This is a genomic window from Pseudomonas sp. Ga0074129 (assembly GCA_001465025.1).
Taxonomy (GTDB): Bacteria; Pseudomonadota; Gammaproteobacteria; order Pseudomonadales; family Pseudomonadaceae; genus Aquipseudomonas.
In genome coordinates this window covers 52,783-64,736 of sequence record LNDO01000043.1, presented here as the reverse complement: position 1 = coordinate 64,736, position 11,954 = coordinate 52,783, and the positions used below count along the sequence as shown (strand labels likewise).

The window sequence follows — 11,954 nt, the reverse complement described above, 5'->3', positions numbered from 1 at the left end:
GCCCTGCGTCGCTGCGCTCCGACTGCCTGTCCGAATGATCGTGGAACAGGTGTCCGGATCAGCGTGGGCTGAGTGTCCGAATGGCGTGGAATCCGCACGTAAGCCACCAGCCAGACTGAACGCGTTACGCCGATGGTGAGTGACAGCGTGCTGAGCGAGGTTGATGCATCGCGCACCTCAAGCGACTAACCCATCCGATGAAAGCTGCCCGTCCAAGAACAACTCAGCCCATTGATAGGTGTGGGCACGCTACTGGATCCAGGCACGCGCTGAGTGAGCGCCGCACAAAAAAATACCCCGAACTGGTCGGGGTATTTTTAAGCGCTTACTGCCAGGAAAAAGACGGTTTAAACCGTTACTTTTTACCCAACTTCTTCAGCTCTTCATCACGCAGTTCGCGGCGCAGGATCTTACCAACGTTGGTGGTCGGCAGAACATCGCGGAACTCGACGGCTTTCGGCACCTTGTAACCGGTGACGTTGGCGCGCATGTGCTCCATGACCTGCTCTTTGGTCAGCGTTTCACCCGGCTTGACCACCACGAAGATCTTGATCGCTTCGCCCGACTTTTCGTCCGGTACACCGATGGCTGCACACTGCATCACGCCTGGCAGGGTGGCGAGAACATCTTCCAGCTCGTTCGGATAAACGTTGAAGCCCGACACCAGAATCATGTCCTTCTTGCGGTCGACGATACGCATATAACCGTCTTCCTGGATCACCGCGATGTCGCCGGTCTTCAACCAGCCTTCAGCATCGAGGATTTCGTCAGTGGCCTCCTGACGCTGCCAGTAGCCCTTCATCACCTGCGGGCCTTTCACGCACAGCTCGCCAATCGAACCCAATGGCTGCTCAACACCTTCGTCGTTGATCACCTTGCACTGGGTCGACGGCACCGGGATACCAATGGTGCCGATCTGGATGTTGCTGAACGGGTTAACCGAAGCTACTGGGCTGGTTTCGGTCATGCCGAAACCTTCACAGATGGAGCAACCGGTGACCTGCTTCCAGCGCTCTGCCGTGGCCAGTTGTAGAGCCATGCCACCGGAGAACGTTGCTTTAAGGGTGGAGAAGTCCAACTTGCGGAATTCTTCGTTGTTGCACAGCGCTACGAACAGCGTGTTGAGACCGACAAAACCAGTGAACTTGTACTTAGCCAAGTCTTTGGTCATCGCCGGCAGATCACGCGGGTTGGTGATCAGCACGTTGTGCCCACCAATCAGCATCATGGCCATGCAATGAAAGGTGAACGCGTAAATGTGGTAGAGCGGCAGCGGCGCAATCAACACCTCGCTGCCCTCGCTCATTTCCGAGCCCATCAGCGCCTTGACCTGCAGCATGTTGGCGATCAGGTTGCGGTGGGTGAGCATCGCGCCCTTGGCCACGCCGGTGGTGCCGCCGGTGTATTGCAGCACGGCAATTTCACCATTGGCCGGAGCTGCTTCTTTCACGCTCTGACCACGGCCTTTGGCCATAGCCGCCGTAAATTTGATGGCTTGCGGCAGGCTATAGGCCGGCACCATCTTTTTCACATGCTTAACCACGCTGTTGACCAGCAAGCGCTTGAGCGGCGGCAGCATGTCACCAACTTCGGTGATGATGACTGTTTTGATGCCAGTTTTGGGCAGGACTTGCTCAACCAGGTGGGCCATGTTGGCCAGGCTAACAAGGGCCTTGGCGCCGGAATCGTTGAACTGGTGCTCCAACTCCCGCGCGGTGTAAAGCGGGTTGGTGTTTACCACCACCAGGCCGGCGCGCAGGGCACCGAAAACTACAACCGGGTACTGCAGAACGTTGGGCAGTTGCACAGCGATACGGTCGCCGGGCTGCAAGGGCGTGCTTTGCTGCAGGTAGGCCGCAAATTGGCCAGACAATTCATACAGCTCGCCGTAGGTAATGGTCTTACCCATGTTGCTAAAAGCTGGCTTATCGGCGAAGCGTTGGCAGGACTCTTTCAGTACCGCCTGGATATTCGGGTACTGGTCAGGATTGATTTCAGAAGCAATCCCAACGGGATACTTATCCTTCCAAAAGTTTTCGGTCATGGAAGCCCACTCCTCAGCAACAACTTGATCTTCGCCGCGCGTAGACGGCTGTTTATTGTAGGGTTGCGTGATTTTTTGCGACGTTAACAACGCAAATTGCTATCGGCCATTTGTTTACGTCGCGCCGCGACGGCCTGAAAGGCCACGCACTCTAGACGGCAAATCACAAAAAATCCGCCCGAGAGTAGCAGCTTTGCCAAATAGCGACCAGCGCCAATAAGCGCCGCCACAGTCACAAAAGCGACTAAAACCAGCCAAATAGTCACATCGAAATAACCGTGAAGACTGCCGGGCTAAAGGGGTTTCGATAAGAAAGAGGTGTTTCAGCGCATCCCCTCAGGTGAGAGTCTGCGCTGAAACCTAGAGGCAGGTCAGGCGATGTCGCGCAATTCGCGGCGGAGAATTTTACCCACGGGGGTCATGGGCAATGCATCACGGAAAACAATCTGCTTGGGCACTTTGTACCCCGTGAAGTTTTCCTTACAAAACGCCTTGAGTTCATCGGCCGTCAGGCTGCTGTCGCGCGCAACCACAAACAACTTCACCGCCTCACCCGACTTCTCGTCTGGCACACCGATAGCGGCACAGCTGGCGACCTTAGGATGCGCCATCACCACGTCTTCGATTTCGTTGGGATACACGTTGAAGCCAGAGACGATGATCATGTCCTTCTTGCGGTCAACGATACGCACGAAGCCGTCCGGATCAATCACCGCGACATCGCCGGTCTTGAACCAGCCGTCGGCATCCAGCACCTCTTCAGTGGCTTCCGGACGCTGCCAGTAGCCTTTCATCACCTGCGGACCCTTGATGCAGAGTTCGCCACGCTCACCCAGCGCCAACACCTCGCCGTCATCGCTGATGACCTTGAACGCAGTCCCCGGTACGGGAATGCCCACCGTGCCCAATCGCGCTTTGTCACCATACGGATTGGTACTGGCCACGGGTGAGGTTTCCGTCAGGCCATAACCTTCAGTCACCGGGCAACCAGTCATCGCCTGCCAACGTTCAGCCGTCGCCTTGACCAGTGCCGTGCCGCCGGAGTTGGTCAATTTGAAGTGGGAGAAGTCGAGGTTCTTGAACTCGGGATGATCCATCAGCGCAACAAAAAGGGTGTTCAACCCCAGCAGCGCGGTGAACTGCCACTTGCCCAGTTCTTTAACGAAACCTGGAATGTCACGCGGGTTGGTGATCAGCACGTTGTGGTTGCCGTTAACCATCATGCACATGCAATTCGCAGTGAATGCATAGATGTGATAGAGCGGCAACGGCGCGATCATGATTTCCTGACCCTGCTTCATCAGCGGCGTGCCATCCGGGCCGAGCTGCGACAGGCAGGCATCAATCTGCAACATGTTGGCCACAAGGTTACCGTGAGTCAGCATCGCGCCCTTGGCCACACCGGTGGTGCCACCGGTGTACTGGAGCACGGCAATGTCGTCCTGCCCCACCTTGGCGGGTTTCAGGGCGTGCCCATGACCAAGCTTGAGCACTGACTTAAAGGCCACAGCCTGCGGTAGCTGGTAGTCCGGCACCATCTTCTTGACCTTCTTGACCACGGTGTTGACCAACCAGCCTTTAAGGCTCGGCAGCAGGTCACCCATCTTGGCTTCGATCAGGTAATCGATGTCGGTATCAGGCAGCACGTCCTGCACCAGCTTGCCGAACATGTTCAGGTACACCAGCGCACGCACGCCGGCATCCTTGAACTGGTGGCGCATTTCGCGAGCGGTATACAGCGGGTTGGTATTGACCACCACCAGGCCTGCACGCATGGCCCCAAAGACGGCAATCGGGTACTGCAACACGTTTGGCATTTGCACGGCGATACGGTCGCCGGGCTGCAGATCGGTGTGCTTTTGCAAATAGGCGGCAAATGCGCCAGAGAGCCGATCCAACTCGGCATAGGTCAGGGTCACGCCCAAGTTGCTGAAGGCAGGCCGATCCGCAAACTTTTTGCACGAGCGCTCGAATACCTCCACGACAGATTTGTAGGCTCCCAGATCAATCTCATTGGGTACGCCGGCCGGGCGTTTGTCGCTCCAGAAATCAGGTTGCATTATTTTTATCCCCTTGCCCTGAATTGATGCCAACCGCCAAAAAATGATTACGCAAAACACTTCACTCAAGCCACGTTAAATAAGCGGAGAATCAAGGCGCTGCGCGTGCAGCCCCTTATTTCCTTAAACATGACCTGCGCAACTGTTTGCGAACACGCTGATGGCGGAGTTGGCTGAAAAGTAACAGTTAACCCAAGGCTGGCAAATAGCCTGGCCTCGTCATTGATGCACTGAATCTCATGGCTCCGTGTGGAACTATCCGCCCGTTGCACCTATACCCAATCTGCACGTTCCTACGACTAACTGCCATGCACCTTGTACGACTCGCCGCACTCATTCTGTTTCCGTTTATGTGCCACGCGCAGAGCGGCGCCCAACTGCGCCTGGCCACACTGGAATACCCACCTTACAGTTCTGAACATTTAAGCGGCGGTGGCAGCCTGGTTGAACTGACCCGGCGCGCCTTTGCCGTTGAAGGGCATGAGGTGCAAATCGACTTCCGCCCCTGGGCACGGGTGCGCTTAGCGCTACGCAACGGCACCTACCAAGGTGCCCTGGCACTGTGGCCGCGCGAGATAGCTGAAGAAGGCCTACAGCCCACACGCACATTGTTTTACAGCGAACTGGGGCTGTTCATGCGCCGAGACACAAGCCCGTTGCGCTTTACCGAGCTGAGCGAGTTGCGCGGCCGCAAGCTGGGCATCGTGCGCGGCTACGGCTATTCATCGCAGTTTTCCGATGCGGGGCTTGAGTTGATTGAAGCGGTCGATGACATCACCAACCTGCGCAAACTCAATGCACGGCGTTTTGACATGGTGCTGATAGAGCACACAGTGGGCGAGTACCTGATCGAAAACGATGAGCAACTGCGCCATAGCCTCGTTTGGCAAGGCCAGGTACTGGAGCGCATCCCACTGCAGATTGGCTTTACGCCCAACAAGGACGGCGAGCCGGACTGGCGCAGCATATTCGAACGCGGCATCGGTACACTGCACCGTTCCGGCGAGTATCAGCAGATAATTCGGCGCTATCAACGCTAAAACAGCGCAGACTTTGCTCAGCGCTGTGTCGGGTGCACAATGCCCACCATCTGCAGGCTCAAGGTACTCGCCATGCTTCATCAAGCCTTCTGGCTCCCCAGCAGCGAAGCTGCGCCGCTTTACGTCAACCGCTGGTACAGCGAACAACCGCCCAAAGCCCTGCTGATGATTGCCCACGGCATGGCCGAACACAGCGGCCGCTATGCGCGCTTCGCCCAGGCGCTGGTGGCTCAGGGTATTGAAGTGTATGCCCACGACCAGCGCGGCCACGGCAAGACGGCTGAGCACGGCATGCTGGGTCACTATGCTGATAACCAGGGTTGGGCGCAGGTGGTCAACGACCTGGCCTGCCTCAACCACCACATGCGCCAGACCCATCCCCAGGTGCCGATCTTCCTGCTCGGGCACAGCATGGGCAGTTACATCAGCCAGGCCTACCTGATGCACCACAGTTGCAGCCTGCAAGGGGCGATTCTTTCCGGCTCTAACTACCAGCCGGTCGCGCTGTACCGTGCGGGGCAATGGCTCGCCCGCCTTGAACGCTGGCGGCAGGGGCCACTGGGGCGCAGCGCCCTGCTGGAGTTTGTGTCATTTGGTTCCTTTAACAAGGCGTTCAAACCCAACCGCACCGCCTTCGACTGGCTAAGCCGCGACCCGGACGAGGTTGACCGCTATATCAATGATCCGCTGTGCGGTTTCCGCTGCAGTAATCAACTGTGGATTGACCTGCTCGGCGGCCTGCAGCAGATCACCCCGCTGGAAAACCTCGCGCAAATCGATAACAGCCTACCGCTACTGGTGATTGGCGGTGCCTGTGACCCGGTGAGTGATGGCCACCGTCAGCAAGACCTGGCCAACGCCTTGAGCGCCGCCGGCAACCAGCATGTGCAGGTGAATATTTACCCCGGTGCGCGCCACGAACTGCTCAACGAGAGCAATCGTGACGAAGTGACCACCTACATCATCGACTGGCTGCAACAGGCCCTCAGCCAACCGCGCCAGTGCCACCAACAGAGCCAAGAGAGCCACCCATGACGCAAAGCAGCAACACACCCTACGACGTCCTTGAAGTCGGCCAAACCGCCAGCTACAGCAAAACGGTCAGCGAGCGCGATGTGCAACTGTTCGCTGAAGTTTCCGGCGACCATAACCCGGTGCATCTGGATGCGGCCTACGCGGCTGAGACCATGTTCAAAGAGCGCATCGCCCATGGCATGTTCAGCGGCGCGCTGATCAGCGCCGCAGTGGCCTGCGAGCTGCCCGGGCCTGGCACCATTTACCTGGGCCAGAGCATGCGTTTCACCGCGCCGGTAAAACTTGGTGACACCCTCACCGTGCGTTTGGAAGTGCTGGAAAAACTGCCGAAATTCCGCGTGCGCATGGCCACCCGCGTGTTCAACCAGAACGACGAACTGGTGGTGGATGGCGAGGCGGAAATCCTCGCCCCGCGCAAAGCACAGACCGTGGAGCTGACCAAGCTGCCGCCTATCACGGTCGGCTAAATCCGTTCACCTCACGCACCGCGGCGATCGCGGCGGTGTGTTCAATCGCACTTTTATTGACAGCCGAGCTCGCGGGCTCGGCGCATCTGGAGTAATTCATGTCCCTGTATCACGCCTCCATCCCGGTCTTTACCCGCCAGTTGAACAACCTGTCGGTCATCCTCGGCATCGCCGCCGCCCACGCCGAAGAGAAGAAAATCGAGCAAAGCGTATTTCTCAATGCCCGACTGGCACCGGACATGTTCCCGCTGGTGCGTCAGGTGCAGATTGCCTGTGACGGTGCCAAAGCCGGTGCCGCGCTGCTGGCCAGCGTAGAGGCGCCCAGCCAGGCTGACGACGAAACCAGCTTTGCCGAACTGCAAGCGCGCATTGCCGCCACCCTAAGCTTTCTCGCCAGCCTCGATGCGGCGCAGATCGACGCCAGCGCTGAACGCACCGTAACGCTCAAGCGCCGCGACAAGGAAACCCATTTCCAGGGCCAAGCGTTCCTGCTGGATCACGTGCTGCCGAACTTCTATTTCCACTACACCACCGCCTACGCCATCCTGCGTCACAACGGCGTGGCCATCGGTAAGCGTGACTTTCTCGGCACCCGCTAAACCCAGGTTACCCGCTCACAGCCGCACCCACCGCCCATCCTCGCGATGGGCTTCAAGGTGCGGCAACACCGCCGCCAACAAAGGTTCTTTGAAGGCATCCTGGAAACGATGCGCCAGGCCGGGGATCAGTTTCAGTTCACTGCCTTTGATGTGCGCTGCCACATGCACGCCGTGCATAGCCGGCAACAACGGATCGGCGGTGCCATGCACCACCAGCGTTGGCACCTGCAAGCGGTTGAGCAGCTCGACCCGGCTCGGCTCTGCCAGAATCGCCAGCAGTTGACGCTGCACCCCTTCCGGATTGAACGCACGGTCGTAAGCGACCTGTGCCTGCTGCAGCAATAAGTCCCGATCATCACTAACCGCCGGACTGCCCAGCGCCGCCAGCAGGTCTGCCTGTTGCTCCAACGCCACCGCTCGGTTCGGTGCTTCACGCTTGGCCAGCAACGCCAGCAAATCGCTGCTCGGGGCAGGTAAACCCTGGGCGCTGGAACTGGTCATCACCAACGTCAGGCTTTGTACCCGCTCAGGCGCAAGATCAGCCATGTGCTGCGCAATCATCCCGCCCATGCTCGCACCCAAAACATGGGCACGCTCAATGTTCAGGGCATCTAGCAGCGCCAAGGCATCACCGGCCATATCCCGCAGGCCATAGGGCGCGGTTACCGCCAGGCCAACGCGATAACGCAGCGCTTCATAGGTCAGGTTGATTGTCGGTGGCGTACCGGCCCACGCACTCAGCCCGACATCGCGGTTATCGAAACGAATGACCCGAAAGCCCTGCTTACACAGACGCTCAACCACCTCATCAGGCCAGTGGATCAATTGCCCACCCAGACCCATGACCAACAGCAGCGCCGGGTCACTGCCCCGGCCGATGCTTTGATACGCCAAGCGCACATCACCCACATCAGCCGTCTGCGTTGGCACCTGCACATTGCACTGTTGCGCGGCAAATGCCGGCAGGCCGCACAGCAGTGCGACCAGAAGAATCAATCCACGCATACCCATACACCCCGGCTGGGACAGCAGAGCGCAGCCCCCCATTAAGACGTGAGTGTGATGATGTTTGTGCGAGCGCGCTGCCACACAAAGGTGACAGTTTAATGAAGGGAGACGAGCGGTCTGCTCAGCTGCCGAACCCCACCAACGTTGCTGCATCAAGCCCAGCAGCCAAAGCCCCTACCCAGCAGAGATCGCGCGGGAAGGGCTTTAGCCGCGACAGCTTTGTGGATCAGGCCAGCTCAGTACGCAACTGCCGGGCGGCCGCCACCATATTCACCAGCGCCGCTTCCGTCTCTGGCCAGGCGCGGGTTTTCAGGCCGCAGTCCGGGTTGACCCACAGCCGTTCGACCGGGATGCGCTGCGCGGCCTTGCGCAACAGCTTGGCCATTTCACGGCTGTCCGGTACGCGTGGCGAGTGAATGTCGTAAACGCCCGGGCCGATGTCATTGGGGTAGTCGAAGGCTTCAAAAGCCTGCAGCAACTCCATGTCCGAACGTGAGGTCTCGATGGTGATCACATCCGCATCCATGGCTGCGATGGAGGCGATCACATCGTTGAACTCGCTGTAGCACATGTGGGTGTGGATCTGCGTTTCGTCACGCACCCCAGAGGCGCACAGACGGAAGGCCTCAGTAGCCCAGTCCAGATAGTCCTGCCACTGCGCCTTGCGCAATGGCAAGCCCTCGCGGAAAGCGGCTTCGTCGATCTGCACGATCTTAATGCCGGCCGTTTCCAGATCGACCACTTCATCACGAATGGCCAGCGCCAGTTGACGCGCCTGTTGTTCGCGAGAGATGTCATCACGCGCGAATGACCACATCAACATGGTCACCGGCCCCGTCAGCATCCCCTTCATGACTTTTTGCGTGAGGCTTTGCGCATAGCCGATCCAGGCCACGGTCATGGCGTTGGGACGGCTCAGGTCACCGTAAATCACCGCCGGTTTCACGCAGCGCGAACCGTAACTTTGCACCCAACCAAAACGGGTGAAGGCATAGCCGTCGAGCTGCTCGGCAAAGTATTCGACCATGTCATTACGCTCGGCCTCGCCATGCACCAGCACATCCAAGCCGAGGTTTTCCTGCACCTCAACCGCGTGACGAATCTCGCTGTACATGGCCTCGGTGTAGTTGGCCTGGCTTAGCTTGCCGGCTTTATAGGCCTGACGCGCCAGGCGGATGGCCGCCGTTTGCGGGAAGGAGCCAATGGTGGTGGTCGGCAACGCCGGCAGTTGCAAGCGGGCGCGCTGTTGCTCGATGCGTTTGGCAAACGGCGACTGGCGCTGACTGTCGGCAGCCGTGACAGCGGCCAAGCGCGCCTGCACCTCCGGTTTATGAATGCGTGGCGATTCTGCGCGACCGGCCTGCACCGCTGCACTGGTGGCCAGGGCGTCTTGCACGCGGGCATCCTGCGGGTCGTTCAGGGCGCGGGTGAGTAAGGCGACTTCCTCGCATTTTTGCACGGCGAAGGCCAGCCAGCTTTTCAGCTCGGCATCCAGCTTGTCTTCACGGTTCAAATCAACCGGGCTGTGCAGCAGCGAGCAACTCGGCGCAACCCACAAGCGCGAGCCCAAACGGACTTGCGCCTCGCGCAGAATCTCCAACGCCTTGTGCAGATCGGTACGCCACACATTCCGCCCATTGACCACGCCCAGCGACAGCACCTTGTAGGCTGGCAGGCGGTCAAGAATGGTTGGGAACTGCTCGGGCGCACGCACCAGGTCGATATGCAGGCCATCCACCGGCAGGCTGGCAGCCAGGCCGAGGTTGTCTTCCAGACCGGCAAAGTAAGTGGCGATCAGTTTCTTGCCCGGCTCGCGCTGCAGCAGGTTGTAGGCGCGTTCGAAGGCGTTCTTCCAGTCTTGCGGCAGATCCAGCGCCAAAATCGGCTCATCGATCTGCACCCACTCCACACCTTGTGCTGCCAGGCGCTGGAGGATTTCGCCGTAGACCGGCAACAAGCGCTCCAGCAGGTCGAGACGTTCAAACTCTCCGCCCTTGGCCTTGCCCAACCACAGGTAGGTCAGCGGACCAATCAGCACCGGCTTGACCCGATGACCGAGGGCGTGGGCTTCGTCGACTTCATCGAACAGCTGCGTCCAGCTCAGTTGAAACTGCTGGTCAGCGCTAAATTCCGGCACCAGATAGTGGTAGTTGGTATCAAACCACTTGGTCATTTCTTGCGCATGCGCACCAGCGCAGCAACCCTTCGACACGCCGCGCGCCATGGCAAACAGGGTGTCCAATGTCGGCTTGCCATCAGCCGGGCGGAAACGCTCGGGGATTACCCCGAAGCTCAGGGAGTGGCTCAGCATCTGGTCGTACCAGGCAAAATCACCCACCGGCAGCAGGTCGATACCAGCGTCTTTCTGCACCTGCCAATGAGCGGCGCGCAGTTCACGCCCGACTGCCTGCAAACCTGCTTCATCCAGCTCACCTTTCCAGTGAGCCTCCAGGGCTTTTTTCAGTTCGCGGTCCGCGCCGATGCGGGGAAATCCAAGGGAATGGGACAAGGCCATGTCATAACGCTCCATCTGATCAATACGATGGAGCTATTCTCGACAGTGTTGATGAGTGAGACAAACTCAAGATATTCGTCTTGATCTATAGTTTTCCTCATGTTCTCCTAACCCACATATTTGTAGGAGCCAGCTTGCTGGCGATGCTTTTACAACCCTGATCGCGAGCAAGCTCGCCCCTACACACAGCCGTTCTGCGAGATACCCTGAGGCCCGCCATGCTCGAACTACGCCACCTGAAAACCCTGCATGCCCTGCGCGAAAGTGAAAGCCTGGTGGATGCCGCCGAGCGCCTGCACCTCACCCAGTCGGCACTCTCGCATCAATTCAAGGAGCTGGAAGAACGCCTGGGCATGCCGCTGTTTGTGCGCAAAACCAAGCCGGTGCGCTTTACCAGCGCGGGCCTGCGTTTGCTGCAACTGGCCGATACGCTGCTGCCAATGCTGCGCAGTGCCGAGCGGGATTTGGCGCGGTTGGCAGGCGGCACCGCCGGGCGTTTGCACATGGCCATCGAATGCCACAGCTGCTTCCAGTGGCTGATGCCGACCATCGACCAGTTCCGCGACGCCTGGCCCGAAGTGGAGCTGGACCTGGCTTCCGGTTTCTCCTTCGCCCCGCTACCCGCGCTGGCCCGTGGCGATCTCGATCTGGTGGTGACCAGCGACCCAATTGAGCTGGCCGGCATCACCTATGTGCCGCTGTTTACCTACGAGGCCATGCTGGCCGTGGCCAATCAACATCCGCTGGCCAGCAAGCCCTGCATCAGGCCGCACGATCTGGCCACAGAGACCCTGATCACCTACCCGGTGGAACGTGACCGACTGGATATCTTCACCCGGTTTCTGGAGCCGGCCGATATCGAGCCCGCGCAAGTGCGCACCTCAGAGCTGACGGTAATGATGATGCAACTGGTGGCCAGTGGCCGTGGCGTGTGCGGCCTGCCCAACTGGGCGCTGCATGAATACAGCTCGCGCGGTTATGTCAGCGCCAAGCGCTTAGGCGAGAAAGGCCTGTTTGCCACCCTGTATGCCGGCATCCGCACCGACATGCTCGATGCACCGTTTATGCGTGACTTTCTACTGACCGCCAAGGACACCTCCTTTGCCAATCTGGAAGGGGTCAGCGTGGCGCGCTGAAAAACCGCACAGCCTGTTACATCTCCTCGCTTGCTGATTGTGACCAACAG

At 59.0% G+C, this 11,954-nt stretch carries 9 protein-coding genes; 5 read left to right on the top strand and 4 right to left on the bottom strand.

Annotation, left to right across the window (positions count from 1 at the left end; genetic code table 11):
• Nucleotides 1–355: 355 nt before the first annotated feature.
• Together fadD1 and fadD2 are read right to left on the bottom strand one after the other, a co-directional pair.
• Nucleotides 356–2,044 carry a long-chain-fatty-acid--CoA ligase FadD1 gene (gene fadD1 / locus AUK77_RS03025; protein WP_296125939.1) on the bottom strand — a complete coding sequence of 563 codons (1,689 nt, stop codon included), beginning with the start codon at nucleotides 2,042–2,044 and terminating at the stop codon, nucleotides 356–358.
• Between the two features lie 371 nt (nucleotides 2,045–2,415).
• Nucleotides 2,416–4,104: a long-chain-fatty-acid--CoA ligase FadD2 gene (gene fadD2, locus AUK77_RS03020; RefSeq protein WP_296125937.1), complete on the bottom strand. Its 1,689-nt coding sequence runs from the start codon at nucleotides 4,102–4,104 to the stop codon at nucleotides 2,416–2,418.
• A 308-nt stretch (nucleotides 4,105–4,412) separates the two neighbouring features.
• Between fadD2 and AUK77_RS03015 the strand changes: the two genes are divergently transcribed.
• From AUK77_RS03015 to AUK77_RS03000, 4 genes are all read left to right on the top strand, one after another.
• Nucleotides 4,413–5,144: a transporter substrate-binding domain-containing protein gene (locus AUK77_RS03015; RefSeq protein WP_296125935.1), complete on the top strand. Its 732-nt coding sequence runs from the start codon at nucleotides 4,413–4,415 to the stop codon at nucleotides 5,142–5,144.
• Between the two features lie 72 nt (nucleotides 5,145–5,216).
• Nucleotides 5,217–6,179, top strand: coding sequence for an alpha/beta hydrolase (locus AUK77_RS03010; protein WP_296125932.1), 963 nt, complete (start codon nucleotides 5,217–5,219; stop codon nucleotides 6,177–6,179).
• Nucleotides 6,176–6,646, top strand: coding sequence for a MaoC family dehydratase (locus AUK77_RS03005; protein WP_296125929.1), 471 nt, complete (start codon nucleotides 6,176–6,178; stop codon nucleotides 6,644–6,646). Before AUK77_RS03010 ends, AUK77_RS03005 begins: the two co-directional genes overlap by 4 nt.
• Nucleotides 6,647–6,744: 98 nt before the next feature.
• On the top strand, nucleotides 6,745–7,245 hold the full coding sequence (locus tag AUK77_RS03000) for a DUF1993 domain-containing protein (protein ID WP_296125927.1): 501 nt from the start codon (nucleotides 6,745–6,747) through the stop codon (nucleotides 7,243–7,245).
• A gap of 15 nt (nucleotides 7,246–7,260) precedes the next feature.
• Here AUK77_RS03000 and AUK77_RS02995 read toward each other — a convergent pair whose 3' ends face one another.
• Nucleotides 7,261–8,250 carry an alpha/beta hydrolase gene (locus AUK77_RS02995; protein ID WP_296125925.1) on the bottom strand — a complete coding sequence of 330 codons (990 nt, stop codon included), beginning with the start codon at nucleotides 8,248–8,250 and terminating at the stop codon, nucleotides 7,261–7,263.
• A 229-nt stretch (nucleotides 8,251–8,479) separates the two neighbouring features.
• Entirely contained in the window at nucleotides 8,480–10,768 is a 2,289-nt protein-coding gene (gene metE / locus AUK77_RS02990; protein ID WP_296125923.1) for a 5-methyltetrahydropteroyltriglutamate--homocysteine S-methyltransferase, read from the bottom strand.
• 218 nt (nucleotides 10,769–10,986) lie between these two features.
• On the opposite strand from metE, the gene metR reads away from it, so the two are divergent.
• Entirely contained in the window at nucleotides 10,987–11,904 is a 918-nt protein-coding gene (gene metR, locus AUK77_RS02985) for a transcriptional regulator MetR (protein WP_296125921.1), read from the top strand.
• Nucleotides 11,905–11,954 lie beyond the last annotated feature (50 nt).

Bases quoted from the DNA above. Each gene is read 5' to 3' on its own strand.
- fadD1 (WP_296125939.1), bottom strand. From the start codon at position 2,044: ATGACCGAAAACTTTTGGAAGGATAAGTATCCCGTTGGGATTGCTTCT.
- fadD2 (WP_296125937.1), bottom strand. From the start codon at position 4,104: ATGCAACCTGATTTCTGGAGCGACAAACGCCCGGCCGGCGTACCCAAT.
- AUK77_RS03015 (WP_296125935.1), top strand. From the start codon at position 4,413: ATGCACCTTGTACGACTCGCCGCACTCATTCTGTTTCCGTTTATGTGC.
- AUK77_RS03010 (WP_296125932.1), top strand. From the start codon at position 5,217: ATGCTTCATCAAGCCTTCTGGCTCCCCAGCAGCGAAGCTGCGCCGCTT.
- AUK77_RS03005 (WP_296125929.1), top strand. From the start codon at position 6,176: ATGACGCAAAGCAGCAACACACCCTACGACGTCCTTGAAGTCGGCCAA.
- AUK77_RS03000 (WP_296125927.1), top strand. From the start codon at position 6,745: ATGTCCCTGTATCACGCCTCCATCCCGGTCTTTACCCGCCAGTTGAAC.
- AUK77_RS02995 (WP_296125925.1), bottom strand. From the start codon at position 8,250: ATGCGTGGATTGATTCTTCTGGTCGCACTGCTGTGCGGCCTGCCGGCA.
- metE (WP_296125923.1), bottom strand. From the start codon at position 10,768: ATGGCCTTGTCCCATTCCCTTGGATTTCCCCGCATCGGCGCGGACCGC.
- metR (WP_296125921.1), top strand. From the start codon at position 10,987: ATGCTCGAACTACGCCACCTGAAAACCCTGCATGCCCTGCGCGAAAGT.